Annotated in this window: 25 protein-coding genes and 1 tRNA gene; 14 read left to right on the plus strand and 12 right to left on the minus strand. The window is 67.1% G+C overall.

Annotated elements, in window-relative coordinates; all coding sequences use genetic code 11:
• Positions 1-32: 32 nt before the first annotated feature.
• From ACZK13_RS20115 to ACZK13_RS20130, 4 genes are all read right to left on the minus strand, one after another.
• Positions 33-1,217 carry an ABC transporter permease gene (locus ACZK13_RS20115; RefSeq protein WP_125895402.1) on the minus strand — a complete coding sequence of 395 codons (1,185 nt, stop codon included), beginning with the start codon at positions 1,215-1,217 and terminating at the stop codon, positions 33-35.
• Positions 1,214-1,960 carry an ABC transporter ATP-binding protein gene (locus ACZK13_RS20120; protein ID WP_253143692.1) on the minus strand — a complete coding sequence of 249 codons (747 nt, stop codon included), beginning with the start codon at positions 1,958-1,960 and terminating at the stop codon, positions 1,214-1,216. The genes ACZK13_RS20115 and ACZK13_RS20120 overlap by 4 nt, the downstream gene beginning before the upstream one ends.
• The gene (locus ACZK13_RS20125; protein ID WP_197615696.1) at positions 1,957-3,483 is read right to left on the minus strand and encodes an alpha/beta hydrolase; all 1,527 of its coding nucleotides are present in this window, start codon (positions 3,481-3,483) and stop codon (positions 1,957-1,959) included. The genes ACZK13_RS20120 and ACZK13_RS20125 overlap by 4 nt, the downstream gene beginning before the upstream one ends.
• 68 nt (positions 3,484-3,551) lie before the next feature.
• Positions 3,552-4,754: a GGDEF domain-containing protein gene (locus ACZK13_RS20130; RefSeq protein ID WP_125895401.1), complete on the minus strand. Its 1,203-nt coding sequence runs from the start codon at positions 4,752-4,754 to the stop codon at positions 3,552-3,554.
• 153 nt (positions 4,755-4,907) lie between these two features.
• Between ACZK13_RS20130 and ACZK13_RS20135 the strand changes: the two genes are divergently transcribed.
• From ACZK13_RS20135 to ACZK13_RS20145, 3 genes are all read left to right on the plus strand, one after another.
• A complete protein-coding gene (locus tag ACZK13_RS20135) occupies positions 4,908-5,393 on the plus strand; it encodes a DUF1203 domain-containing protein (protein ID WP_253143691.1) in 486 nt (161 codons plus the stop codon).
• 233 nt (positions 5,394-5,626) lie between these two features.
• On the plus strand, positions 5,627-6,799 hold the full coding sequence (locus ACZK13_RS20140; RefSeq protein ID WP_253143690.1) for a lytic polysaccharide monooxygenase: 1,173 nt from the start codon (positions 5,627-5,629) through the stop codon (positions 6,797-6,799).
• Between the two features lie 178 nt (positions 6,800-6,977).
• Positions 6,978-8,153 (plus strand): lytic polysaccharide monooxygenase, encoded by a 1,176-nt coding sequence (locus ACZK13_RS20145; RefSeq protein ID WP_253143689.1) that lies wholly within the window; start codon positions 6,978-6,980, stop codon positions 8,151-8,153.
• 75 nt (positions 8,154-8,228) lie between these two features.
• Here the strand turns inward: ACZK13_RS20145 and ACZK13_RS20150 are convergent, their stop codons facing one another.
• Positions 8,229-8,978 (minus strand): ferredoxin--NADP reductase, encoded by a 750-nt coding sequence (locus ACZK13_RS20150; protein ID WP_080291795.1) that lies wholly within the window; start codon positions 8,976-8,978, stop codon positions 8,229-8,231.
• An 84-nt stretch (positions 8,979-9,062) separates the two neighbouring features.
• Here ACZK13_RS20150 and ACZK13_RS20155 point away from each other — a divergent pair, with 84 nt between their 5' ends.
• The 5 genes from ACZK13_RS20155 to ACZK13_RS20175 all read left to right on the plus strand — a co-directional run bounded on the left by ACZK13_RS20155 (position 9,063) and on the right by ACZK13_RS20175 (position 14,064).
• On the plus strand, positions 9,063-10,031 hold the full coding sequence (locus tag ACZK13_RS20155) for an ABC transporter ATP-binding protein (RefSeq protein ID WP_253143688.1): 969 nt from the start codon (positions 9,063-9,065) through the stop codon (positions 10,029-10,031).
• Positions 10,028-10,819, plus strand: a complete 792-nt coding sequence (locus tag ACZK13_RS20160) for an ABC transporter permease (RefSeq protein ID WP_253143687.1) — start codon at positions 10,028-10,030, stop codon at positions 10,817-10,819. The genes ACZK13_RS20155 and ACZK13_RS20160 overlap by 4 nt, the downstream gene beginning before the upstream one ends.
• A gap of 365 nt (positions 10,820-11,184) precedes the next feature.
• Positions 11,185-11,952, plus strand: coding sequence for a hypothetical protein (locus ACZK13_RS20165; RefSeq protein ID WP_253143686.1), 768 nt, complete (start codon positions 11,185-11,187; stop codon positions 11,950-11,952).
• A gap of 292 nt (positions 11,953-12,244) precedes the next feature.
• Positions 12,245-13,183 (plus strand): 2-dehydropantoate 2-reductase, encoded by a 939-nt coding sequence (panE, locus tag ACZK13_RS20170; RefSeq protein WP_125895743.1) that lies wholly within the window; start codon positions 12,245-12,247, stop codon positions 13,181-13,183.
• A gap of 50 nt (positions 13,184-13,233) precedes the next feature.
• The gene (locus ACZK13_RS20175) at positions 13,234-14,064 is read left to right on the plus strand and encodes a Rossmann-fold NAD(P)-binding domain-containing protein (protein WP_263010078.1); all 831 of its coding nucleotides are present in this window, start codon (positions 13,234-13,236) and stop codon (positions 14,062-14,064) included.
• Positions 14,065-14,140: 76 nt separating this feature from the next.
• On the opposite strand, the gene ACZK13_RS20180 is transcribed toward ACZK13_RS20175, so the two are convergent.
• Complete coding sequence (locus ACZK13_RS20180; RefSeq protein ID WP_032129204.1) at positions 14,141-14,938, minus strand: TatD family hydrolase; 798 nt, start codon at positions 14,936-14,938, stop codon at positions 14,141-14,143.
• 67 nt (positions 14,939-15,005) lie between these two features.
• On the opposite strand from ACZK13_RS20180, the gene hrpB reads away from it, so the two are divergent.
• Positions 15,006-17,510, plus strand: coding sequence for an ATP-dependent helicase HrpB (gene hrpB, locus ACZK13_RS20185; RefSeq protein ID WP_253143684.1), 2,505 nt, complete (start codon positions 15,006-15,008; stop codon positions 17,508-17,510).
• Positions 17,511-17,645: 135 nt separating this feature from the next.
• Entirely contained in the window at positions 17,646-18,020 is a 375-nt protein-coding gene (locus ACZK13_RS20190) for a hypothetical protein (RefSeq protein WP_019336760.1), read from the plus strand.
• A gap of 94 nt (positions 18,021-18,114) precedes the next feature.
• Here ACZK13_RS20190 and ACZK13_RS20195 read toward each other — a convergent pair whose 3' ends face one another.
• The 4 genes from ACZK13_RS20195 to ACZK13_RS20210 all read right to left on the minus strand — a co-directional run bounded on the left by ACZK13_RS20195 (position 18,115) and on the right by ACZK13_RS20210 (position 20,412).
• A complete protein-coding gene (locus tag ACZK13_RS20195; protein WP_253143696.1) occupies positions 18,115-18,654 on the minus strand; it encodes a pseudouridine synthase in 540 nt (179 codons plus the stop codon).
• A gap of 129 nt (positions 18,655-18,783) precedes the next feature.
• A complete protein-coding gene (locus ACZK13_RS20200) occupies positions 18,784-19,035 on the minus strand; it encodes a hypothetical protein (protein ID WP_253143695.1) in 252 nt (83 codons plus the stop codon).
• 135 nt (positions 19,036-19,170) lie between these two features.
• Complete coding sequence (locus ACZK13_RS20205; RefSeq protein WP_232528148.1) at positions 19,171-19,491, minus strand: hypothetical protein; 321 nt, start codon at positions 19,489-19,491, stop codon at positions 19,171-19,173.
• A gap of 63 nt (positions 19,492-19,554) precedes the next feature.
• Positions 19,555-20,412 (minus strand): class I SAM-dependent methyltransferase, encoded by an 858-nt coding sequence (locus ACZK13_RS20210; protein WP_049398658.1) that lies wholly within the window; start codon positions 20,410-20,412, stop codon positions 19,555-19,557.
• A gap of 169 nt (positions 20,413-20,581) precedes the next feature.
• Here ACZK13_RS20210 and ACZK13_RS20215 point away from each other — a divergent pair, with 169 nt between their 5' ends.
• The 4 genes from ACZK13_RS20215 (at position 20,582) to ACZK13_RS20230 (ending at position 25,015) form a co-directional block, all read left to right on the plus strand.
• Complete coding sequence (locus ACZK13_RS20215) at positions 20,582-21,538, plus strand: aldo/keto reductase (RefSeq protein WP_253143683.1); 957 nt, start codon at positions 20,582-20,584, stop codon at positions 21,536-21,538.
• A gap of 647 nt (positions 21,539-22,185) precedes the next feature.
• A tRNA-Arg gene (locus ACZK13_RS20220) sits at positions 22,186-22,259 on the plus strand.
• A 355-nt stretch (positions 22,260-22,614) separates the two neighbouring features.
• Positions 22,615-23,739 (plus strand): slipin family protein, encoded by a 1,125-nt coding sequence (locus tag ACZK13_RS20225; RefSeq protein ID WP_049398660.1) that lies wholly within the window; start codon positions 22,615-22,617, stop codon positions 23,737-23,739.
• Between the two features lie 55 nt (positions 23,740-23,794).
• On the plus strand, positions 23,795-25,015 hold the full coding sequence (locus tag ACZK13_RS20230; protein WP_253143682.1) for an RtcB family protein: 1,221 nt from the start codon (positions 23,795-23,797) through the stop codon (positions 25,013-25,015).
• Positions 25,016-25,153: 138 nt separating this feature from the next.
• Here the strand turns inward: ACZK13_RS20230 and ACZK13_RS20235 are convergent, their stop codons facing one another.
• Entirely contained in the window at positions 25,154-26,059 is a 906-nt protein-coding gene (locus tag ACZK13_RS20235; RefSeq protein ID WP_049398662.1) for an NAD(P)/FAD-dependent oxidoreductase, read from the minus strand.
• Positions 26,049-26,504 carry an Rrf2 family transcriptional regulator gene (locus ACZK13_RS20240; RefSeq protein ID WP_253143681.1) on the minus strand — a complete coding sequence of 152 codons (456 nt, stop codon included), beginning with the start codon at positions 26,502-26,504 and terminating at the stop codon, positions 26,049-26,051. The genes ACZK13_RS20235 and ACZK13_RS20240 overlap by 11 nt, the downstream gene beginning before the upstream one ends.
• Positions 26,505-26,641: the final 137 nt, after the last annotated feature.

Below are 26,641 nucleotides of genomic sequence, written 5' to 3' on the forward strand. Positions count from 1 at the left end.
ACGACTTAATCCCCTCCGTCCCCTTTTTGCAGTCAGCCCGAGATCGCCAGACGCTCGTTGTGGTAACGGCGCACGGCGGCGAACCATAGCACTGCGGCCAGGCCAAGGCTGGCGCCGAGATAGATCGCCCACACCGCAGGCGTGATCGTCTCGTGGCGGATCACCTTCAGCAGCATCTGGTTCTGCGACAGGAACGGCACCGCGTACTGCCACAGCTCGCTCTTCAGCGGATAGGCCACCAGTGCGTAGCCAGGCATCATCGGCAGCAGCATCAGCCAGGTCATGTGGCTCTGCGCTTCCTTCATGCTCTTGGCCGCGGCCGACAGGAAGGTCAGCAGCGAGGTGCCGATCATCAGCATCGGCAGCATCACCAGCAGCATCTGCAGCATCGAACCGACGTTCATGTTGAACTGGCGGCCGATGTTGCCGGGCGCGATCTGTGCGCTCACCTTGAACGCCACCAGGGTCAGCAGCAGCGATACGAACCCGACCACGCAGGCAGCAGCGATCTTGCCGCTGACGATCGCGCTGCGCGAGCCGGGCGTGGCCAGCAGCGGTTCCAGTGACTGCCGCTCGCGCTCGCCGGCGGTGGCATCCATCACCAGATAGGCGCCGCCGATGAACGAGGTCAGCGTGAGCAGCACCGGCAGCAGCATCGACAGGATCATGCCGCGCTTGGCCTCGGCACTGGCCAGGTCCTGGCGCGCCACATCCAGCGGCCGCGCCACCTGTGCGTCGATGCCGCGCGCCATCAATCGCAGTGCCCCCACCTGGCCGTTGTAGGTGGCCAGTGCCGCCTCCAGACGTGCGCTGGGCACTTCGGCGGCACGACGGGTACTGTCCTTGATCACCTCCACCAGCGCCGGCTTGCCATCGGCCCAGTCCTTGCCGAAGTCATCGCTGATGCGCAGCGCCACGTCGATCTCCTGGCTGCGGATGGCCTCGGCCAGGTCCTTCGGTGCAGGTGCGGTGTTCAGCCCCTGCGCGGCGAGGAAACGCACCAGGTTGGGGGCGTTCTCCGCACCGATGGTCGGAATCTGCAGCGGCTGCTCGATCTGGGTGCGTACCCGGCTCTCGGCCAGCTTGCCCATGCCCAGCAGCAGCACCGGGTACAGCAGCGGCCCGAACAGCAGGGTCAGCAGCAGCGTGCGGCGATCACGGGAAAGGTCGCGCAGTTCCTTGCGCATCACCGTCATCAGGGTCGACATCATGCTCATGCGTGCAGGCCCTCTTCGCTGCCGATCAGTTTCACGAACGCGTCTTCCAGGTTGGATTCGCCGGCTTGCGCACGCAGTTCATCGGCGCTGCCGGCAGCCATCACCGTGCCCTTGGCGATGATCACGATGTGATCGCACAGCGCGGCCACCTCCTGCATGATGTGGCTGGACAGGATCACGCAGCGGCCCTCTTCGCGCAGGCCCAGCAGGAAGCGGCGCAGTGCGCGCGTGGTCATCACGTCCAGGCCGTTGGTCGGCTCATCCAGAATGACGTTGCGCGGGTCGTGCACCAGCGCGCGGGCGATCGCGGTCTTGGTGCGCTGGCCCTGCGAGAAGCCATCGGTCTGGCGGTCGAGGATGTCACCCATGTCCAGGGCATGCGACAGCACTTCGATGCGTTCGCGGATGCGCTCGGCCGACAGGCCATGCAGCTCGCCGAAGTAGGCGATGTTCTCGCACGCGGTCAGGCGCTTGTAGACGCCACGCGCATCGGGCAGCACGCCAAGGTGGCGGCGTACTTCCACCGGATTGCGTGCGGCATCGACACCATCGACGCTGATGCTGCCCTGGTCCGGGGTCATCAGCGTGTACAGCATGCGCATGGTGGTGGTCTTGCCGGCACCATTGGGGCCCAGCAGGCCGGTGATGCGGCCGTCCTCGGCGCGGAAGCCGACATTGGAGACCGCCTGGATGCGGCCGGTGCGGGTGTCGAAAGCCTTGTGCAGGTTGTCGGCGACGATCATGGTTCCCATCCGTTGAACGAGGTGAACGCCGGCACGTAGCTCAGCGTGTCCAGGCAGCCGGCATCCAGCGCCTTGGCATCGGTCTTGTCGATGAACTGGCCGAGCAGGCGCGGCATGCAGCCAGCACTCAGCGTGCCGTGGCCCTGGCCGCGGGCGACCAGCGCGCGGCCATTGGGCAGGCCCTTGAGGACCTGTTCGGCATAGCGCGGTGGCGTCACCGGGTCGAGTTCACCGGACAGCAGCAGCGCCGGTACGTCGCTGCGCAGCGGCACGGCATTGGCCGCTGGCGCCGGCTGGTGCGGCCATACCGGGCAGGCCGCGAAGAAGGCACTGGCCACGTCGTTGCCGAACAGTCGCTCCGGGTCCTCGGCCGGCGCCTTGTAACGCGGCGCATCCTCGCTGCAGATCACCGACCACTGCATGCCTCGGTTGATCTGGAAATCCATGCTGCGGTTCGCACCGCGTGCCAGCGACGCCAGCGGTGCATAGCGGCCATGCGCGGCTTCATCGAGCACCAGCGGCAGCAGCGAGGAATACTGCGGCACATAGGAGAAGGCGAACGCCAGGCCGATCACGCTGTCCGGACTCAGCACATCCTGCCGGGTCTGGTTGGTGCCTGGGTCGCGATACTCCACCGAGACCGGCGCACGGCGCAGGGTCTCGACCACGCTGCGCAGCTGCGCGCGGGTGTCGGTCGGGAAGCGTTTGCTGCAGGCGGCATCCTTGCGGCACTGCGCCGACTGCAGGGCGATCGCATCCTCGAACGTCGTGGCGAAGTCGCCGCCCACCACCAGTTCATTGGGCACTACGCCATCGATGACGATGCTGCGGGTGTGCTGCGGATAGGCACCGGCATAGCGCTGGGCCACGCGGGTACCGTAGGAGCCGCCGACCAGGTTGATCCGGTCCACGCCCAAGGCCTGGCGTACCGCATCCAGGTCGGCGATGGCTTCGGTGGTGGTGTAGAAGCGGGCATCGGCACGCCCCTGCAGCGAGGCCGCGCAGCGCTGCGCGTAGTCGCGCAGCGACGCCTCGGTGGGAGCGGCGTCCTCGTCCATCTGCAGGTCCTTACCGTCCGCGCCGAGGCAGCTGAGCGGGTTGGAGCCACCGGTACCCCGCTGGTCGACAAGGAAGATGTCGCGCTGCTTGCGCACCTGGCGCAGCGCGGTATCGACGATGACCGCCACTTCGCTGGCCGCCTGGCCGGGGCCACCGGCCAGGAAGAACACCGGATCGGGCTGGCTGGAGCCGCTGCTGCCCGATTCCAGCCAGGCGATGCGCAGGCCAATACGTCGGCCATCGGGCTGGGCCCGGTCTTCCGGCACCTGCAGGGTGGCGCACTGCGCTTCCACGTTGGCGCTGGCGCCTTCGGTGGACAACGTGCAGGGCTGGAAGTCGATCGTGCCGAAACGGCGGCTGGGTGCATCGCTGGCGCTTTCGGCGCCGGGTGACGGTGACTGGCTGCAACCGGCAAGCATCAGGCTGGCCAACGCTGCGGCCAACGCGAGGTGGTGTCTTTGCATCGTGCTCGTTTCCCCTGGAGGACGTTCCTGGCAACCACGACGGGCTGCCGCGGAAGATGTGACTCAACTTACACGGGCACGGCGTCGTCGGCGATGGGCAGACGCGAAATCTCCGCGGGCGTGGCGCAGGCCAGGCGGTCGCGGCCTGCGGCCTTGGCCCGGTACAGCGCCGCATCCGCCGCTGCCAGCAGCGTGGACAGGTCGCCATGGCCGTCGTCCATGGCCAGGCCGATGCTGGCGGTGACCGTCACCGGCCCGGTGCCCAGCCGCGCCGGCTTCTGCTGCAGAGCGGTACGGATCGCGGCGGCCCACGCCATCGCTTCACCCTGTGTGCTGCCGGCCAGCACCAGCACGAACTCCTCGCCACCGTAGCGGCCCAGCAGCGTGTCGTGGCCCTGCAAACCATGCTGCAGCAGCGCAGCGAAGTGACGCAGTACCTGGTCACCGGCCAGGTGGCCCCAGCGGTCGTTGATCTGCTTGAAGTGATCGACGTCGACCAGCAACAGGGCCAGCGGCCGGCCCTGCCGACGCAGCCGCTGCAACTGCGCCTGGCCATCGGCCAGCACCGCGCTGCGGTTGAGCAGCCCGGTCAGGCCATCGGTGCGTGCCGCACGCCGCAGATCGACCAGCATTCGCTCGACCAGCAGCAGCACCATCGCGAAACATCGCGCCAGCTCCAGCATCACCCCGGCAATGTAGGTGACGAACATCGGCGTGCCGGTGCGCATGATGTCCTCACCGGCATCGGGCGCCACCGGCAGGAACAGGCGCACCGCGTACAGTGCCGCCTCGGCCAGGAACACCGCCGCCGCCAGACGGCAGCTGGTGCGCTGCTGCACGGGGGCATGCCGCAGCAGCAGCCATGCGATCCAGCCATCGACCAGCAGCGTGAACACACTGAACACCTGCAGGCGCACGCCCAGGTCCGGCCAGAACACCAGGAAGGCGAAGATGCAGGCCATGAACGCGGCCGCCAACAACAACGGCCGCCACAGCGGCAGCGGCTGTTCCAGATGCAGCGCCACGCCGCGCAGCATCAGCACCGCGCAACCGGCCATCGCCGCATTACCGGCCAGTATGGCCGGCGCCAACGGCAGGTAGGGGCGCAGCGCAAGCAGGGTCACGCCCAGGGTCAGCAGCCACAGGCTGGCGGTCCACAGGCGCAGCACCGGTTGCCCGCGCAGCACCACCAGCAGCAATGAGAACCCCACGGCGATGCCGATGCAGAGCAGGAAGCCAAGCACGGTGATGGTGGGGAAATCCAGGGACATGCGGCGCTCATCGGCCGGGGCGGCGCGCGCATCTTAGCGCCTTGCGGTGCGATCCCCGTGGCACTGCCTGGCCCGATGGCGATGCCGGGTCTGAAAACGGCGAGCATGACGGCCGGTGCGTGCGCAGAATCCGGGAAAACCAAGGAGACGCCCATGCATGCGTGGTACCTCGGTGGCCTCGACCACCGCCCCTTCCAGCACCTGTTCGAGAAGAGTGACACCGCGCTGGCTGCGCTCGGCATCCAGCGTCGCTGGGCCGGCGAAACAGGAGGACACCCCTGCCGGATCGGCCTGAGCGATCCGCCCAGCGGCAGCGAGCTGCTGCTGTTGTCCCATGTGCACCTGCCGCTGCACTCGCCCTATCACGCCTCGGGCCCGATCTTCGTGCAGCGTGGCGTAACGCGCTGCGTGCTGCCGCCGGGCGAGGTACCCGCCTATGTACAGCGCCGTACGATCTCGTTGCGCGCCTATGACCAGGCTGCATTGATGCTGGCCGCAGAGATCAGCGCGGGCACTGATGTTGCCGCCCGGCTGGACGCGCTGTTTGCCGACCCTGCCGTGGCCTTCGTGCAGCTGCACAACGTGGTCCACGGCTGCTTCTCGTGCCAGGCAGACCGGGTGGGTATGCCGGCGACGTAGCAGGATCTCCACGACGTGATCGATGCCACGCCGAAGACGTGATCACCAACGCATCCGTTCAGTCCCGCGTGAAGCCTGCGGGAAGGGCTTCACACCCCCAGTCACGGATCGGCGCTTCGGTGGTTCCTCAGTCTGCATCGCGACTCGATACTCGCTGTGGTGCCGCCGAAAGTCCGCCGTGCAGCGCAGCTCCTGCGGTCACCGTTCTCTTTCGACGACCACAAGGAAGCGCCATGTCATTCCGATCCACACCGCTGTTGCTGGCCACCTCGTTCGCCGCTGCGGGCCTGTGCCTGGCCGGCAACGCATTCGCCCACGGCACCATGACCACGCCGGTCAGCCGCGTCTATGCCTGTTTCCAGGGCAATCCGGAGAACCCGACCAACCCGGCCTGCGCCGCCGCGAAAGCGGTGGGCGGTTCGCAGGCGTTCTACGACTGGAACGGCATCAACCAGGCCAACGCCAACGGCAACCACCAGGCCGTGGTGCCCGATGGCAAGCTGTGCAGCGGCAACAACCCGACCTTCCGCGGGCTGGATGTTAACCGCAGCGACTGGCAGACCACACCGATCCAGCCAGACGCCAGCGGCAAGTTCACCTTCGTGTTCAAGGCGACCGCGCCGCACGCCACGCGTGACTGGCGCTTCTTCGTCACCCGCGACGGCTGGCAACCGGGCAGCCCGCTGCGCTGGGCCGATCTGCAGGAGTTCTGCACGCTGGGCAACACGCCGCTGTCGGCCGATGGCACCTACAAGCTGCAGTGCACGCTGCCACAGCGCAGCGGCCAGCATGTGATCTACAACACCTGGCAGCGCTCGGATTCGACCGAAGCGTTCTACACCTGCATCGACGTGCGCTTTGAAGGAGGCGGTGGCAGCACCCCGCCCGCAGCGCAGTGGCAGGATGCCGGCCCGGTCACCGCGCGCGGCGAGCTGCCGGTCGGCACCACCCTGGCGTTGCGCGTGTTCAACGCCAACGGCAATGATGTCGAACGCGTGGAAGCGACCCTGGCCAGTGGCCAGACTGCGGCCGCGCAGTGGCCGTTGGCGCTGGCCCGCAAGGTCAATACCAGCGCCCAGCACGCACGCGTGGGCGTGCTCAGCAATGGCGTGATCACACCGACGGCCTCGGCCACCGCCAACCGCGTGTACCTGAAGGATGGCAACCGCTTCCAGCTCGATACCCAGGTGCCCGACCCCGGCACGCCATCACCGGGCGGTGATTTTGACCACGTGTATCCCGCCGGTATCGGCAGCTACGTGCCGGGCCAGACCGTGGTGAAGGGCGGCGACGGCAAGCTTTATGCCTGCCGCCCGTTCCCGGAAGGTGCATGGTGCAACGTCAACGCCGAAGCCTACCGGCCGGGCGTGGGTGCAGCATGGCGCGATGCGTGGATCGCGTACTGAGGCAGTGATGCGGGAGGCGGTGCACAGTGCACCGCCTTTCGCCCGGATGGCGGCACAGTGAGCACCGTGTTGCAGATCGAACACAGCCGCCATCGATTTCAAACTTGTCCGATGTTGCCGACGGCCCTGCATGTGAAGACTGCGCGAGGTTTCCCACACTTCGCAAAGGAGTTCCTGCATGCACCTGTCCCACCGGGCAGTCCTCGCTCTGTCCGTCGTTGCCGGCCTGGCCCTGTCCGGCAGCGCCCTCGCCCACGGCACCATGTCCAAGCCGCTCAGCCGCGTGAAGCAGTGCCACGAAGGCAATCCGGAAAACCCGACCAACCCGGCCTGTGCCGCGGCCAAGGCCATCGGCGGCGCGCAGCCGTTCTATGACTGGAGCGCGATCGCCCACGGCAACGCCAATGGCAACCACCGCGACCTGGTGCGCGATGGCGAGCTGTGCAGCGCCAGCATCCCCAAGTACCGCGGCCTCGATCTGAATCGCAGCGACTGGCCGACCACGCCGATGCGCGCCGATTCGCGTGGCCGCTACACCTTCGAATTCCTGGCGCCGGCGCCGCACGCCACCCGCGAGTGGAAGTTCTACGTCACCCGTGACGGTTGGCAGCCGGGCAGCCCGCTGCGCTGGGCCGACCTGCAGGAATTCTGCACCCTGGGCAACGTGCCGCTGTCCGAAGGCGGTGTCTACAAGCTGGACTGCCCGCTGCCCAAGCGCACTGGCCAGCACATCATCTACAACACCTGGCAGCGCTCGGATTCGCAGGAAGCGTTCTACACCTGCATGGACGTGCGCTTCGAAGGTGGCGGTGGCGTGGTTCCGCCGCCGCAGTGGCAGGATGCCGGCGCGGTGACCGCCAATGGCGCACTGGACGTGGACAGCACCGTGACCCTGCGTGTGTTCAATGCCAACGGCAATGATCTGGAGCGCGTGGAAACCAAACTGGCCGCTGGCCAGACCAGCCCGACGCAGTGGCCGCTGGCCCTGGCCCGCAAGGTCAATGCCAGTGCACAGCATGCGCGCGTGGGCGTGATGAAGAACGGCGTGATCACGCCGGTCGCCTCGGCCACCGACAACCGCGTGTACCTGAAGCCGGGCAACCGCTTCCAGCTGGAAACCCAGGTGCCGGGTCCGGGCCCGATCGATCCAGTCGATCCGCCGGGCGGCGACTTCGACTTCGTGTACCCGGCCGGCCTCGGCAGCTACAAGCCGGGCGAGACCGTGGTGAAGGGCACTGACGGCAAGCTGTATGCCTGCCGCCCGTTCCCGGAAGGCGCCTGGTGCAACATCAATGCCGATGCCTATCGTCCGGGCACCGGCTATGCGTGGCGCGACGCCTGGATCGCGTACTGAGGCAGGACACCGGGGGCGGCGTGATGCCGCCTCCGGTTCGTGCGGTTGCCGGCCAGCGGCCGGCACTACCCTGACTTACTTGCTGCTGACGTACTTCTCGCGGCGGATCTGCGGGTTGCCCAGGCCAGCGGCCTTCAGCAGTTCGGCACAGGCATCGACCATGTCCGGGTTGCCGCACAGGTAGGCGATGTCGGTGGCCGGGTCCGGGGTGAAGCCGGCCAGCGCCTGCTGGACGTAGCCGTGCTGCACGTCCGGGTGCGGATCAGCCGGCAGTTCGCGCGACAGGCATGGAACATAGCGGAAGTTCGGGTGTTTTTCGGCGAAGCTGTAGAAATCTTCGCTATACAGCAGCTCGCCCGGGCTGCGCGCGCCCTGCAGCAGCACGATCTGCACGCCGCGCTCGGCCATGGCCGTTTCCAGCAGCGGCAGCATCGAGCGGTACGGGGTAACGCCGGTGCCGGTGGCGATCAGCAGGTAGCGGGCGTTGTGATCACCGGGGTTCAGGCAGAACCGGCCATAGGGGCCGGACGCACTGATCTGGCCGCCCTGCTCCAGCGCCTCGAACAGGGCCGTGGCGGCGCCACCGGGGACGAAACTGACCGCGATATCCACCGCCTCGCCCGGGCCCAGCGCGTGGTCGTGGATGGTCGCCAGCGAGTAGCTGCGCTTGGTTTCGGTGCCGTCGGCGTAGCTGAAATGGACCTGGATGAACTGGCCGGGCTGGAAATCCAGCGGCTGCCCATCGTCACGCACGAACTGGTAGTGGCCGACGGTCGGGGCCAGCATGCGGCAGCCGACCAGCTTGAGGGGGAATTGAACAGGCACGACTTTTCGGGACAGTGTGTAGCCGGGGCAAGCCCTCGGGGTCTTCTATAATAGCCCCTCCCCGCCCCTCTCCAGCGCCAGCCCATGGGCGCGAAGGCTTCGAGCTTGGCATCCCAGAACGATACGGCGCCCGCCCTGCGCGTGCGCGACCTGCGCAAGACCTATGACAACGGCACCCAGGCCCTGAAGGGCGTTTCCCTAGAAGTGGCCCCGGGCGACTTCTTCGCCCTGCTCGGCCCCAACGGTGCCGGCAAGTCCACCCTGATCGGCATCATCAGCTCCCTGGTCAACCTCAGCGAGGGCCAGGTGGAAGTGTTCGGCAGCGACCTGGTGCGCAACCGCAGCGCCACCATGCGCCTGATCGGGCTGGTGCCGCAGGAGATCAACTTCAACCTGTTCGAAAAGCCCTTCGACATCCTGGTGAACTACGCCGGTTTCTACGGCGTGCCGCGCAAGGAAGCCGAGCAGCGTGCCGAAGAGGAACTGAAGCGGGCGCACCTGTGGGAAAAGGCACAGGTGATGAGCCGTACGCTGTCCGGTGGCATGAAACGCCGGCTGATGATCGCCCGCGCGATGATGACCCGCCCGCGCCTGCTGATCCTGGATGAGCCGACCGCCGGCGTGGACATCGAGATCCGCCGCGACATGTGGCGCGTGCTGAAGGAGATCAACGCCGCCGGCACCACGATCATCCTCACCACGCACTACCTGGAAGAAGCCGAGTACCTGTGCCGCCACCTGGCGATCATCAATCATGGCCAGATCGTCGAGCAGGGGCCGATGCGCACCCTGCTGGCCAAGCTGGACGTGGAAGGCTTCCTGCTGGACATCGACGGTGACCTGCCGGCGCAGCTGCCGGTGATCGAGGGCGCGACGCTGACCGCACCGGACCCGCACACGCTGGACATCGACATGCCGCGCGCAATGGACCTCAACCGCGTGTTTGCCACGCTCAACGAGTCCGGTATCCGTGTGCGTTCGATGCGTACCAAGAGCAACCGCCTGGAGGAGCTGTTCGTGCGCCTCACCGGCAACCTGGAGAAGCCTGCATGAGCACCACCGAGCTGACCGACGGCCAGCGCAACCGCGTCGCACTGATGACCATCGTGCGCCGCGAAGTCGCCCGCATCATGCGCATCTGGGGCCAGACCCTGGTGCCGCCGGCGATCACCATGACCCTGTACTTCCTGATCTTCGGCAACCTGATCGGGTCGCGCGTGGGGGACATGGGCGGCTACACCTACATGCAGTTCATCGTGCCGGGCCTGGTGATGATGAGCGTGATCCAGAACAGCTACGGCAACATCAGCTCCTCGTTCTTCGGCGCCAAGTTCGGCCGCCACGTGGAAGAGCTGCTGGTCAGCCCGATGCCGAACTGGGTGATCCTGTGGGGCTACGTGGCCGGTGCGGTGCTGCGCGGCCTGATGGTGGGCGTGATCGTGCTGATCATCGCGATGTTCTTCACCCCGGTGCGCATCCCGCACCCGCTGGTGATGCTGACCACGGTGATCCTGGGTGCGACGATCTTCTCGCTGGCCGGTTTCATCAACGCGGTGTATGCGAAGAAGTTCGATGACGTGGCGATCGTGCCGACCTTCATCCTGACCCCGCTGACCTACCTGGGTGGCGTGTTCTATTCGGTGAAGCTGCTGCCGGGCTGGGCCGAGGCCGCCACGCACGCGAATCCGATCTTCTACATGGTCAATGCATTCCGCTATGGCCTGCTGGGCAGCAGCGATGTGCCGGTGGTGGTGGCGTATGCGCTGATGATCGGTTTCGTGGTGGTGCTGACGGCGCTGGCGCTGTGGCTGCTGCGCCGTGGCGTGGGCATGCGCAGCTGAGGGGTGCCTGCAGGGCCTGCGGGCCTGCGGCCCTGCACCTGCACCTGCACCTGCACCTGCAGTGGTAGTGCCGGCCGCTGGCCGGCAACAGCAACAGCCAAGGCGGAAGCATCACGAGTTGGGCGGGGCGGTGTGAGGGTGCAGGACACGCCGTAAACCCGTCCGTGGGGGCTCGATGGCGCCATCCATGGCGCCAACGGTCCTGCACCCCCACACCGCCCCACCCCTGACAGTTTCCGGTCGCTGTTGGTAGGTGTCGACCTTGGTCGACACGATGGATACATGCCATGCGTGGATGAAACGTTCCTGTAGAGCCAAGCCGATGCTTGGCTCTTTTCGTTTCGGATTACGGCTAGGCTGTGGCGATGAAGATCACTTCCATTCCGTTGGACAAGGCCGTGTCGGATGGTCCGATCGATGCGTTCAGCCACGTCCTGCTGAGCGATTCGCCTACGCTGGATGAGGTGCTCGGTTGCCTGGCCTCGCTGCAGGCGGCTGATCCCCTTCATCGTTATCTATGCACGCTCGACGATGTCGGCCAGTGCCGCTACACCAGCATGCACGCGTCCGATGACGAACGCATCGCGCTGTACGAGGACGAAGACCCGGCGACGCCGGAAGATGCGTTGGCGGCACGCGGGCGGTTGCTGGCGCACGTCGTCGCGCAGCTTGAGCATTCCACGCATCGGCTGCAGTGGACAGCGCTGGCGGGTACGTTGATGTGCAGCGACGAAGACATCGAGGCGCTGGTCGCCGCCAATGCGAAGCCGGATCTCATCATCGATGACGTGGTCTGCGTGCAGCAGGTGCCCGTGACCCGTGATGACCTGCTGATCGCCGCCCTGCCCAACGGCTACTTCAGCGCGGACTGGGACATCTTCCAGAACCACGCCCTGATCCGGCATCTGCAGGAGCGCTACGACTACCGTCTGTTCGGACTCGGCGCATCGTGGCTCGGTTTCCAGCGCGACCGCGCACCGTCGCCTGCAGAGGCGAGCGCGTTGGTCGCGGACCTGCAGCGCGTCTACGCGGCCGGAACGCACGACACGTGGTCACAACTGGCTGCAACGCTGGCCAACCGCACCACACTGCTATTGGGCTACACCGAAGACTTCAGCGAACAACTGCCCTGAGCACCGCTCCACACGAGCGAGCGCAGCGAGCGACCCGCTTTCGCTCCTGATCTGTCTTCCGTGGTGGCCGCACCCGGAAACTGTCAGGGGTCGGGCGGTCCGGGTGCGCGGGGGTGTCCGCCGCATGGATGCGGCGGCCAAGCCTACACGGACGTACTTGCGGCGTCCCCCGCGCACCCGGACCGCCCGACCAGGCACGGCTTGTGCTTCTTCCACCACGAGGGGCTCCGCCGTTGGCCGCAATCTCCGGCACAATCGCACTCCTGATTCCCCAGAAAACGGTGAACGTGCAATGCGCATCCTGATCCTCGGCGCCGGCGGTACCGGCGGTTACTTCGGCGGTCGCCTGGCTCAGGCCGGCGTAGATGTGACCTTCCTCGTGCGCCCCGCACGCGCCGCCCAGCTGGACCGCGACGGCCTGGTCATCCGCAGCCCACTCGGCGATGCCAGCTTCCCGGTGCAGCACGTCACCGCCGATGCGCTACCCGCATTGGCCGCACAGAAGCCGTTCGACCTGGTCATCCTCAGCTGCAAGGCCTACGACCTGGACAGCTCAATCGATGCCATCGCTCCGGCCGTGGGCGCAAACACCACCGTGCTGCCGATCCTCAACGGCCTGCATCACTACAACGCGCTGGACCTGCGCTTCGGCCGCGACGCTGTGCTCGGTGGCCTATGCTTCATCAGCGCCACCAAGGCCCCCGACGGCGCCGTGCTGCACCTGGGCAAGCCGGCCAAGCTCACCTTCGGCGAGCGCGACGGCGGTGCCATCTCAGAACGCATGCGTGCCTTCGCCGCCGCCTGCGCGCAGGCCAACCTCGATCACCTGGCCAGCGAGCACATCGGCCAGGAACAGTGGATCAAGTACACCTTCCTGACCGCGCTGGCCGCCGCGACCTGCCTGCTGCGCGCGGATATCGGCAGCATCGTCGCCACCGATGATGGCGAGGCGATCGTGCGTGGCCTGTACGACGAGTGCCTGGCCGTGGCCGAGGCTGCCGGTGAACCGATTCCTGATGCCGCGCAGGACACCGCACGCGGCACCCTCACCCAGGCGGGCTCTGCGTTGAAGGCATCGATGCTGCGAGACCTGGAAGCCGGCCAGCAGGTGGAAGCCGAGCAGATCGTCGGCGACATGCTGGCGCGCGCGCGCAAGGCCGACCAGGAAGCTTTGCTGCTGCAGGTCGCCTACAGCAGCCTGCAGGCCTACCAGGCGCTGCGCAGCGCGTGAGCGATACGACGCAGGCCAACGCCCTGCCCGCGCGGGTGTTGATCCTCGGCATGGGCTGGAGCGGGTGCGTGCTGGCCACGCATCTGCGGGCGTTGGGCGTACACGTGGTCGGCACGGTGCGCGACCTGGCATCAGCACCGCACGATGGCCTGCTGCGCCATCAGCTACGTGCCGACGACACGCCATCGCCCGCTCTGCTCGGTGAGATCGCGCAGGCCGAGGCCGTGCTGTGCAGCGTGCCGCCCGATGCCGAGGGTGACCCGGCACTGCGTCTGTTGCTGCCGGCACTGCAGGAAAGTCCAGCACTTCACTGGGTGGGCTATCTGTCATCCACGTCGGTCTATGCCGATCGGGCCGGCGGCTGGATCAACGCAACCAGCGTGGCCGATGCCACTGAAACGACCGGCATGCAACGCAGACGCGCCGAGGACCAGTGGCGTGCGCTGGCGGAGCAGCGCGGTATCGCCTCGGCGGTATTCCGCCTGCCCGGCCTGTACGGGCCGGGACGCAATGCGCTGCTGCAGCTGGCACAGGGACGTGCGCGCCACGTAGTGCGTCCAGGGTTGGTGTTCAACCGCCTGCACGTGGATGACCTGGCAACGGTCGTTATCGCATCGATGCAGCGGCCGTGCGTGGATGGGCTGTATCTGCCAGCCGATGACGAGCCGGCACCATCGCAGGAGGTACTGGCCTTCGCCGCGCAGCTGGGCGGCTTTGCGATGCCACCTGCAGTGGCATGGGACGACCCTGCACTCAGCCCGACGCTGCGGCGCTTCTACGAGAGCAACAAGCGCATCGACAGCACCGGTACGCGCGAGGCGCTGGGCTGGGAGCCGCGCTTCCCCAGCTACCGTGAGGGCCTGCGCGACCTGCTCCGGTAGTGCCGGCCGCTGGCCGGCAACCGCGCGATGTTTGCGGCGTTCATGCTGCTGCCGGCCAGCGGCCGGCACTACCTGATCAACCCGCGTCGGGCAGGCGGAAGAACGTACGCGTCGCCGCAGTCGCATTGGCTGCGGTTACCGCCACGTCTTCGCCCCGATCGCGCGCCAGTTCCTCGACGATGTGCGAGAGGAACATCGGTTCGTTGCGGCGGTCCTTCGGCATCGGCTTCAACGTGCGCGGCAGCAGGTACGGTGCGTCGGTCTCGATCATCAACCTGTTGGCCGGGATGTTCTTCACTAGTTCGCGCAGGTGCGCGCCACGGCGTTCGTCGCACAACCAGCCGGTGATACCGATGTACCAATCCTGGTCCAGGTAGTCGAACAGCTCGTCACGCTCACCGGTGAAGCAATGCACCACCGCCGGGCCGATGCGACCTTCGAAGTTCTTCATCTGTGCCATGAAATCGGCATGCGCGTCGCGCTGGTGCAGGAACAGGGGCTTGCCATTGTCCGCGGCCAGCTGCAGCTGGCGCTCGAACGCACGGTGCTGGGCCGGGCGCGGCGAGAAGTCACGGAAGTAGTCCAGCCCGCACTCGCCCACCGCCACCACTTCCGGGTGCGCATGCAGCGCGCGCATCTCGGCATCGCATTCCTCGGTGTATTCCACAGCGTGGTGCGGGTGCACGCCGGCGGTGGCATACAGGAAACCAGGATGCTGCTGCGCCAGCTGCACGGCCAGCGGCGAGTGCTCGCGGCTGGCGCCGGTAATGACCATCTGCACCACGCCGGCCTGGCGCGCGCGGTCCAGCACGGCATCGCGGTCGCGGTCGAAGGAGTCGTGGGTCAGGTTGGCGCCGATATCGATCAGGTGCATGGTCATCGCGGGGGAAAAGTGCCCGCGCATTGTACCTGCGGCTGCCATGGCCCTTTATCCTTTGCACATGAACGCCCCGCTCTTCCCGATTTCCCCGCTGCTGCCGCAGATCCAGCAGCACCTCGCCGCGCAGCCACGACTGGTGCTGGAGGCACCGCCCGGCGCCGGCAAGACCACCCAGGTGCCGCTGGCGCTGCTCGATGCACCGTGGCTGCAGGGGCGGAAGATCATCCTGCTGGAACCGCGCCGGGTCGCCGCACGCAGCGCCGCGCTGTTCATGGCGCGGCAGCTGGGCGAAGAGGTGGGCGGCACCGTCGGCTACCGCATCCGCTTCGAGAACAAGGTCTCGTCGCGCACCCGCATCGAGGTGGTTACCGAAGGCATCCTGACCCGCATGCTGCAGGACGACCCGATGCTGGAAGAGGTCGGCGCGATCCTGTTCGACGAATTCCACGAACGCCACCTCAGCGGTGATCTCGGCCTGGCACTGGCGCTGGACGTGCAGGCACAGCTGCGCGATGACCTGCGCCTGGTGGTGATGTCGGCAACGCTGGATGGCGAACGGCTGGCACGCTTCCTCGATGCGCCGCGGCTGAGCAGCGAAGGCCGCAGCTACCCGGTGACGGTCAGCCATTTCCCGGCGCGCCGCGATGAGGCGCTGGAACTGCAGGTTCGCCGCGCGGTGCAGCAGGCATTGGCCGAGCACCCGGGTGACCTGCTGGTATTCCTGCCCGGCCAGCGCGAGATCGCGCGGGTGCAGGCCGGGCTGCAGGAATCGCTGGATGCCGGCGTCGAAGTGCTGGCCCTGCACGGTGAACTGCCGGTGGAGCAGCAGGCGCGGGTCCTGCAGGCGGCCAGTGATGGTCGTCGGCGCGTGGTGCTGGCCACCAACGTGGCCGAGTCCTCGGTGACGCTGCCGGGCGTGCGCGTGGTGATCGACAGCGGCCAGGCGCGCGAGCCGCGCTACGACCCCAACAGCGGCTTCACCCGGCTGGACGTGGTGGCCATCGCGCAGGCATCGGCCGACCAGCGCGCGGGCCGCGCCGGCCGTGTCGCCGAGGGCGTGGCGTGGCGGCTGTGGCCGCAGTCGCAGCGGCTGGAGCCGCAGCGCCGCGCCGAAATCGATCAGGTCGAGCTGGCCGGACTGGCGCTGGAACTGGCCGCCTGGGGCAGCAGCGACCTGCGCTTCCTCGATCCGCCACCGGCCGGCCCGATGGGTGCCGCCCGCGAACTGCTGCAGCGGCTCGGCGCGCTGTCCAGCAGCGGTGCGATCACCGCACTTGGCCGCCGTGTGCTGGCGCTGGGCACGCATCCGCGGATGGCGGCGATGCTGCTGGCCGCGTCCGATGCCCGCGCACAGGCGCTGGCCGCCGATCTGGCCGCCCTGCTGGAGGCGCGCGATCCGTTGCGCCAGGGCGGTGATGCGCTGGCCGCGCGTTGGCGTGCGCTGGCGGCATTCCGCAATGGCCGCGCACCGGGCGACGCCAACCGCAGCGGCCTGGCCGCGATCGATGCCGCCGCCAAACAATGGCGTCGCCGCCTGCGCTGCGATGCCGCACCGCCGGCCAGCATCGAAGCCCATGAACTCGGTGACCTGCTCGCGCACGCCTTCCCCGACCGCATCGGTGTCCAGCACCCCAGCGACCCACTGCGCTACCTGCTGGCCAACGGTCGCAGCGCACGCCTGCACGAGCTGAGCGACCTGCGTGGCGAGCCGTGGCTGGTAGCCAGTGAACTGCGCTTCGAGGCACGCGACGCGCTGCTGCTGCGTGCCGCACCGGTGGACGAGGGCCAGCTGCGCAAGGCGTGGCCGGAGCGCTTCGTGACCGAGGATGTGGTGCGCTGGGACAGCGAGCGTCGCGCCCTGGTGGCACTGCGCGAGACCCGTTTCGACCGCATCGTGCTGGACAGCCGCTCGGCCGGGCGGGTTGATCCGCAGCACGCCGCACAGGCGCTGACCGACGCGGTGGCCGAACTCGGCCTGCAGGCGCTGCCGTGGACCGAAGGCCTGCGCCAATGGCAGGCACGCGTGGAGTCGCTGCGGCGCTGGATGCCCGAACTCGGCCTGCCCGACTGCAGCGACGACGCCCTGCTGGCCACGCGTGCGCAATGGCTGCAGCCTGCGTTCGCCGGCAAGACGCGCCTGGATGCGCTGGACGAGTCCAGCTTCGGCGAAGCGCTGAAGTCGCCCCTGGAGTGGTCACAGCGTCAGCTGGTCGAGCGTCATGCACCGACCCGCATCACCGTGCCCTCCGGGCTGGAGCGGCCGATCACCTACGCGCTGGACAGCGAGAGCGGCGAACCGCTGCCGCCGGTGCTGGCGGTGAAGCTGCAGGAACTGTTCGGCCTGGCTGACACCCCGCGCATCGCCGACGGCCGCGTGCCGCTTACCCTGCACCTGCTCTCGCCCGGTGGCCGCCCACTGCAGGTCACCCAGGACCTGCGCAATTTCTGGGAAAACACCTACGCGGAAGTGAAAAAGGAAATGAAGGGCCGCTACCCGCGCCATCCGTGGCCGGATGACCCGTGGACGGCGACGGCCACCCATCGGGCCAAGCCGCGCGGGACCTGACCGGTGGGGCCGGCTGCGGACCCTGCCTGATCCTGAATGGCTGCGGTAAAGTCACGCCACGTGTGACCTCGACTGACATACCGTTTACGGGCAACACGCGACACTGGACTTCGACCCGAGGCAAAGGACCCCCGCATGAGCAAGCTGACCGTAATCACCGACCGCGCTCTGGAGCGCGCCCTGGAGCTGGCCCACACCGCCGGCGATGGCCTGAAGAGCGCCGGTGGCAGCCTGCGCAATGCGGACTGGATCAAGACCGGCGCCGCCATCGGCGCAGTGAAGACCGGCGGCAAGGCCGCAACCAAGTTCGTGCGCCGCAATCCGGCAGTGGCCGTGGCCGCCGCTGCGGTCGGTGTAGGCCTGCTCGGCTACGCGCTGTACCGCAAGCAGCAGAAGAAGAAGGCCGCCAATGGCCACGTGGTGAATGGGCAGGCGCAGCGGATCAACGCACGTGACCGCCGCAACGACACCGTGGTGGACGAGCACAGCGATATCGGCAGCGACGCCTGAGCCTGCCGGGGTCGGATCCTTTCCACAGGAAGGACTCTGACCCCAAGGCACTACATGAGGGCCGGACACCGGAAGGTATCCGGCCCTTTCTGCATCAACCGATCTGCCGCCACTGCCCCGGCTGCAGGTCGTCCAGCCGGTAAGGCCCCATCGACACGCGGACCAGCCGCAGCGTCGGCAGGCTCACCGCCGCGGTCATCCGCCGGACCTGCCGGTTGCGGCCTTCCCGGATCGTGATCGCCAGCCAGGCGTCGGGCACGGTCTTGCGGAAGCGCACCGGCGGATCGCGTGTCCACAGCGACGGCGCCGGATCGAGGCGCTCGATCTTCGCCGGCAGGGTCGGCCCGTCATTGAGCACCACGCCGTCGCGCAGCTGTTGCAGCTGTTCGTCGCTGGGCATGCCTTCCACCTGCACCCAGTAGGTCTTGTCAGCCTTGTGCCTCGGGTCGGTCAGCTTGTGCGCCAGCGTACCGTTGTCGGTCAGCAGCAGCAGGCCTTCGCTGTCATGGTCCAGGCGACCGGCGGCATACACGCGCGGCGGCAGGCCGAACCCGGCCAGGGTCGGCCGCGGCGGCACGCTGCGGTCGGTGAACTGGCAGAGCACGTTGAAGGGCTTGTTGAAGGCGATCAGCATTGCGGGCACGGCAGGCGGCGGGTGGGGCATTGTCCCATGCCGCGTGCGGCGGCTCGAAAGGTGCCGGTCAAGTCGGCCGGCATAGCCCATGCCCGGCTGCGCTTTCCTGCGACCACGAACACGAAGGGCTCAGCCGAATACCTTCCACTGCAGCAGGAACGACCCCAGCACCAACACGAAACCGCATGCCGTGACGACATTGGCCCGGCGACGCAGCGCCGCGGGTGGCGGACTGGTCATGCGGGCGCGTTCGTCCAGCACCCCGCCAAAGAACAGCACCGCAAAACCCGTCGCTCCCAGCAGGTCGTAAGCATGCCCACCGTGGTACACAAAGTCATACAGCCGCGGCAGCACCAGCACCGCGATGACGATATACAGCACCTTCTTCAACGGTCCATGTCCTTGAGTTCGATTGGACTCCGGCGCATGGCCGGACCTGGGGCCAGCCATACGTTGCGCTGCGCGCGGTGAGCGTGGTTGCGGCTGCGCTTTCCTGCCGCCCCAATCTCGGCCGGCTCAGCCGAAAACCTTCCATTCCAGCAGGAACGAGCCCAGCACCAGTGCGATGCCGCACGCGGCGATGACATTGGCCCGCCGCCGCAGGCCTGCGGCCGGCGGGTCGGCCCTGCGCGAACGTTCCTCCAGAAGGGCACCCGCGAACAGCACGGCAAACCCTACCGTCGCCATCAGATCGTGGGCATGACCACCGTAGAACACAAAATCGATCAACCGCCCCAGCACCAGCACCGCGACAGCGATGTAAAAGACCTTCTTCAACAATTCATGTCCTTGCATACGATCGAATTCCGGCGCATGGCCGGTCTTGGGACCAGCCATGCGCCGCGCTACGCGCGATGAGCCGAGCAGGAACGATGTCGGCCGTCCTGACCGGCACCCCTCTTACGGCTTGATGAAGCGCAGGGTCATGCGGTCGCTTTCGCCAATGGCCTGGTACTTCGCATCATCTGCCTTGTCGTGCTGGTTGGTCGGCGGCAGCGTCCACACGCCGTTCGGGTGGTCCTTGGTGTCGCGCGGGTTGGCGTTGACCTCGCTGCGCGCGTCCAGCTTGAAGCCGGCGGCTTCGGCCATTGCAATCACCTGCTGCTGGCCGACATAGCCGGTGTCATCGTCATCGGCCACGTCGGCCTTGGCGCGGTGCTCAACCACACCCAGCACGCCGCCCGGCTTGAGCACGTTGAAGAAGCCCTGGAACATGCCCTGCGCCTGGCCGGCCTTGCGCCAGTTGTGCACGTTGCGGAAGGTCAGCACCACGTCGGCTGAACTGGCTGGGCCGAACACCGGCTTGGCCGGATCGTAGGCGACCACGGCGGTCTTGCCGAACTGTGCCGGTGCACCGGCGTACTTCTTTTCCAGGCTGTCGCGGCTGCGCTGCTGGTAGTCACGGCCGCGGCCCTCGGGCACCGCCATCGGGTCGACCACGGCGGCAACATAGTGGCCCTTGTCCTGCAGCAGCGGCGCCAGGATCTCCGAGTACCAGCCGTTGCCGGGGGTGATCTCGATGACGGTCTTTTCCGGCGTCACCTTGAAGAACGACAGCGTCTGCGCCGGATGACGGAAGCCATCGCGCTTGACGTTGTTGGCATCACGGGTCGACGCCTTCACCGCCGCATCGATGGCCGGTGACACCTGGATCTTCGCCGGTGCCACCGTGGCCGGTGCGGCGAACGCGGGAACAGCGGCAAGCAGGGCCGAAGCAAGCAGCAGGCGGCAACCACGCAGGGACGAAGCAGGCATCATCGGAGCGACTCCAGCGGAAGATGCGGCGAGACTAGCAGCCGCGGCGTCCCAGGTGTTCACAAAACGTTAGCTGCGTGCGTATCGCGGAACACTGTTTTGTGGTCACCGCCGCAGCACGGTCACACAACGCGTTTTATTCTGGAGCACTTCCCCCAAGGAGTCCGTGCCCATGACGGCAACCCGCGAACTGGGCCGTTCCGGCCTGCATGTACGTCCGCTCGCCTTCGGTGGCAACGTGTTCGGCTGGAGCGCCGATGAGAAGGCCAGCTTCGCCCTGCTCGATGCCTTCGTCGATGCCGGCTTCAACCTGGTCGACACCGCCGATGTGTATTCGGCGTGGGTGCCGGGCAATGCCGGCGGCGAATCGGAAACGCTGATCGGCAAGTGGTTTGCCCGCAGCGGCAAGCGCGACAAGGTGGTGCTGGCGACCAAGGTGGCCAAGTGGGCCGAGCGCCCCGGCCTGACCCCGGACAACATCAATGCCGCGGTCGAGGATTCGCTGCGCCGCCTGCAGACCGACGTGATCGATCTGTACCAGGCCCATGAGGATGACGAGTCGACGCCGCTGGAAGCAACCCTGGCCGCGTTCGGCCGCCTGATCGAAGCCGGCAAGGTGCGCGCCATCGGTGCCTCCAACTACAGCGCCACGCGCCTGGCCGATGCGCTGAAGGTATCCACCGACTACAAACTGCCACGCTACGAAACCCTGCAGCCGGAGTACAACCTGTACGACCGCGCCGGCTACGAGAAGGAGCTGGAACCGCTGGTGCAGCGCGAACAGATCGGCGTGATCGGCTACTACGCCCTGGCCAGCGGCTTCCTCAGCGGCAAATACCGCACGCCGGCCGATGCGGCCAAGAGCCCGGCACGTGGCGAGAACGTGGTGAAGCGCTATCTGAATCCGCGTGGCCTGCGCATCCTGCAGGCGCTGGATGACGTGGCCAGCAAGCACAGCGCCAGTGCCGCGCAGATCGCACTGACGTGGCAGATCGCACGGCCGTCGATCACCGCGCCGATCGTCAGCGCCACCAGCGTCGAGCAGCTGCACGATCTGTTGGCCGCAGCCAACGTGTCGCTGAGCGTGCAGGATGTCGCACAACTGGATGCCGCCAGCGCGGAAGCTTGAGACCCGGTAGTGCCGGCCGCTGGCCGGCATTGCGCGGTAAAGAAGAAAATAATTGAACAAAATGGTTGCGCGCGAGTAAATCGTGGTTTATCGTGCGCACCTCGTTTCAACAACCACTGGAAACTTCCCTTGAACGCGCATTCCGTCGCCATCGCCAAACTGCTGCCATGCCTGCGCATGGACGTGCTGGCGCGCGCGTTCAGCAAGGAAGACCAGCTGACAACGGCCTGATACCCGCCCTGCGGAGATCGGCCACCCCGATCTCCGAGGCTTGACGACGCCCTCGGAACGCAAGTCCCGGGGGCGTTTTCGTTTGCGTCGGCACAAGGACCCGCGATGCCAGAACTGCACCCCGCGCGGCAACCCGCCGCTCACTGACACAGGTTTTTTCCGCTCCGCCGAAGGATTTACTTCGCGCGAGTGGCGACGCCTGGACATTATCTGCATCGCATCCAAACATTATCGCTCGCGATAATGTCGATGGCCTGCACCCTCGATTCTCCAACGGTCCCGTTTCCACCACGGGCTGGTGCGCGCGGCGTTGCCGTGGCGTATGCCGGAGGTCGCGGACATGCCATCGCCTGGATCGCCTGCTGGAAGCAGGCATCGGTTCGCCGGTACGCGGTTCGATTCCGCGCGGTCCCCAACTGGATAGCTCAGCTTGGTCAGAGCAACGGATCCCTAATCCGTCTGTCGTGGGTTCGATTCCCACTCCAAACCACATGACCTGTCACGTCATGACTTGAAGCAACACCCGGGGCGCAAGCCCCAGCGGCCATCGCCGCCGTCCACGGACAACGCCTTCGGGCAGGAACGTGGAAGGCAACGGACCGCACGCCGGGCCCCGGCCCGCCGCCACTGCCAGCCACGTTCCGCACCGGTGCTGCCTGCCGGGAACGACGATGGCAGCAGTGCCGGTGCACCGAAGGCTCCGCGCGTGGACCGTTCCCCGATGGCCGCCCTCTTCCGCCAGCTGCACAAGGTGTGCAGCCAGCCCTGCCACGATCTGATCGGCCCGGGTCATGGCATTCATTCCATCGGGTCGAACCACCAGAGCCATACAAGGAGAGACTCCCATGTTCTGGACCATCAAGGTCGTGATCGGCGACGGCGAGCGCGGCCTGGTGTATCGCAACCGTCGTTTCCAGCAGATCCTGCTGCCGGGCGTGCACCGCCTGTCGCCGTTCGGCGGCCGCCCGCACGTGGACATCCACACCGCATCGAAGGGCGCGGCCTATACCGGCAGCGACCAGGACAGCCTGATCGAAGCGCTGGGCACCGAGCTGGACACGCACTTCGTGCTGGCCAACGTCGGCGCCAGCGAGGTCGGCCTGTTGCTGCGCAACGGCCGCATCGATGAAGTGCTGCCGCCGGGCAGCCGCCGTCTGTACTGGCGGGGTTCGGTCGACACCCAGGTGCGCGTGATGGCGCTGGGTGACGAGCCGCGCATTCCGGCGGACGTGCAGCAGCGCCTGGGCCAGTTGGGCGTGCTGCCGCGTGTGGCGGTGATCAGCACCGTGCCAAGCGAGTCGGTCGGCCTGCTGTTCATCGATGGCACGCTGCGACAGACGCTGGACGCCGGCCTGCACGCGTTCTGGAACTTCAACGGCAACGTGTCGGTGGAGCGTGTGGAGCTGCGTGCGCGTTCGCTGGACGTGTCCGGCCAGGAACTGCTCAGCCGCGACAAGGTGACCCTGCGGGTGAACCTGGCCGCGACCGTGCAGGTGGTCGACCCGGTGCGTGCACACCGAACGCTCAGCAATGCCGACGAGTTCGTCTACCGGCAGCTGCAGTTCGGCCTGCGCCAGGCGATTGCCGCGCGCAGCCTGGACGAGCTGCTGGGTGACAAGGCGGCACTGGACGGCGAGATCGCCGCCCATGTGCAGGCGGCGATCGAGGGCCACGGCGTGCGGCTGCTCGGCGTGGGCATCAAGGACGTGATCCTGCCGGGTGAGATGAAGGAGATCCTCAACGGTGTGGTGCTGGCCGAGAAGCAGGCCCAGGCCAGCGTGATCCGCCGTCGCGAAGAGGCCAACGCCACGCGTTCGCAGCTCAACACCGCAAAGCTGATCGAGGACAACCCGGTGCTGATGCGCTTGAAGGAGCTGGAGGCACTGGAGAAGGTCACCGAGAAGATCGACAAGCTCACCGTGTTCGGCGGCCTGGATGGCGTGCTGAAGCAGCTGGTGACGATCAGGTAGGGGTCGCGGCGGCGCAGGGACGCGCCGCCGGCCCATCAAGGACAAACACGAAGACATGGACACTCAACACAACTATCAATGGCTGCACGCCGAGGGCACCACGCCGATCAAGGGCTGGGTCAACGGTGTGCCGCTGGAAGCGCAGGCGCATGAGCAGCTGCGCAACATCGCCGCGATCCCGTTCGTCGGGCCGTGGGTGGCCGTGATGCCGGACGTGCACCTGGGCAAGGGCGCGACCGTGGGCTCGGTGATCCCGACCCGCGGTGCGATCATCCCGGCCGCGGTCGGCGTCGACATCGGCTGCGGCATGGCCGCGGTGCGTACCACGCTGCGTGCCAACGACCTGCCCGATGACCTGCGGCAGCTGCGCAACAGCATCGAGCGCAGCATCCCGGTCGGCAACGGCCGTGGCGGCGAGCACCACCGCATGCCCGACAGCATCCATACGCGGCTGGTGCAGTCCGGGCTGGCCGCCGGCCTGGAGAACATCAAGGACAAGCACCGCAGGATCCGCACCGACAAGCTCGACCGCCAGCTGGGTACGCTGGGCGGCGGCAACCACTTCATCGAACTGTGCCTGGACGAGACGGACACGGTGTGGGTGATGCTGCACAGCGGTTCTCGCGGCACCGGCAACCTGATCGGCACCTACTTCATCGAGAAGGCGCGCGAAGAGCTTGCGCGCCGTGTGCTCGGCTTCCACCTGCCAGACAAGGACCTGGCGTTCTTCATGGAAGGCGAGCCGCTGTTCGATGACTACGTCGAAGCAGTGTCGTGGGCGCAGGACTACGCCCGGCACAACCGCGAGGCAATGATGTCGCGGGTGCTGGCCGAGATGCGCCATCGCCTGCCGAAGTTCCAACTGGCAACGATGGCGGTGAACTGCCATCACAACTACGTGCAGAAGGAGACGCACCACGACCAGGAGCTGCTGGTGACGCGCAAGGGTGCGGTCAGTGCGCGCGAGGGCGAGCTGGGCATCATTCCCGGCAGCATGGGCACGCGCAGCTACATCGTGCGTGGCAAGGGCAACGCGGACAGCTTCCACAGCTGTAGCCACGGTGCCGGCCGGGTGATGAGCCGTGGCACTGCGCGGCAGCAGATCACGCTGGCCCAGCACCGCGAGGCCACCGCGCATGTGGAATGCCGCAAGGACAGCGGCGTGCTGGATGAATCGCCGGCCGCGTACAAGTCGATCGACGACGTGATGGCGGCGCAGCTCGACCTGGTCGACGTGGTGCACACGCTGCACCAGGTGCTGTGCGTGAAGGGATGATGGAACGGTGCCGGCCTCGGCCGGCACCCACCGTGCCTCAATGGTGCCCGACCACCCTGCAGTAGATCCACGCCATGCGTGGATGAAACGGCGCCGACCAAGGTCGGCATCTACCAGAGCAGCACGTCGCGTCGGGGGTCAGCGCGGCACGCTGTCCTCGGCCACCAGCGCATGATGCACGCCGATCCCCGCACGCACGCCCTCGGCGGTGGCCAGGGTGATGTTGCCGACCGTGGTCGCATCGCCTGCGGCGTACACGTTCGGCACCGAGGTCTGCTTCATCATGTCGACCTCGATCAGCACCCCCAGCGGGCTCTCGACCAATGTGCACCCCAGCTGCTGCACCAGCGGCGTGGCCATCGCCTGGGTGGCCGGCACGAACAGCGCACGCTGTGCGATGCGGCGACCGTCGGCCAGCTCCACTTCCAGCCAGGTCGGCTGATCGCCCTGCACACCCAGCACGGGTGACGTCTCGATGTGCACGCCGCGCTGCTGCATGGCGGCGCGTTCCTCATCGGTGATCTCCAGACCCATGCTGAAGAACGTGACATTGCCCCAATCGGCGAACAGCGGCGCCTTGCTGGCGGACATCGGATGGCCGCCGAGCAGGCCGATGGCACCACCACCGACTTCATAGCCGTGGCAGTAGGGGCAGTGCAGCACGGTGCTGCCCCAGCGCTCGGCCAGTCCGGGCAGTTCCGGCAGCTGGTCGGCGATGCCGCTGGCCAGCAGCAGCTTGCGCGCGGCCAGCACCTGGCCATCGGCGGTACGCACTTCCACGCCTTCGGCGGTGGTGCGGGCGTGCTCCACTTCGGCATGCACCCAACGCACCGTGGGGTAGTCCAGCAGCTGCTGACGCGCGGTCTTCAGCAGCTCGGCGCCACTGATGCCATCCAGCCCCAGCACCCCGTGCGAATGACTGGCAAAACGATTGCGCGGTGAACCGGCATCGATGACGGTGACCGGGCGACGGGCACGGGCCAGGATCAGGCCGGCGGCAATGCCGGCGTAGCTGCCGCCGACGATGAGCACATCAGGATTCATGGTGACCTTCCAGGGAACGGTGATGGGCAAGATGGCGGGCGAAGTCGGCGCCGAGCTGGTCCAGCGTGGTCGCCTGCAGGCGCTGCTCAAGCAGCCGCTGCGCCTCGCGTGCGCCTTCGAGCAGGGCGCTGTTGACCAGCTGCTGGATCGGGCAGCCACCGCCGGAATCGCGAGCGCCGACCTGGACCAGCGGCGGTGCTCCCACCGCCAGATAGATGTCATGCAGGGTGATCGCCGCGGCATCGCGTGCCAGCTGACTGCCGCCGCCGTGACCACGGGTGCTGCGCACCAGGCCGGCCTTGTGCAGCTGTGCCAGCAGACGACGGATCACCACCGGATGGGTCGGCAGGCAGGACGCCAGCTGTTCGGACGTGCGCGGGGCGGTATGGCCGACCAGGTGCGCCATCACGTGCAGGGCGTCGGAGAGTGGGTTCGCGGATTTCATGTAACAACATTAGTTACATTTAATTCCTCTGTCGAGGGTCTGCTTTCGTTCCATATGGACACATCTGTCCTATGAAACATCTCCTTCACATCACTAAACGAAACGCGAATGTGATGCGCATCTCACTTCAGGGTGTG

The sequence above is a fragment of the Stenotrophomonas sp. 99219_Sma genome (assembly GCF_056480785.1).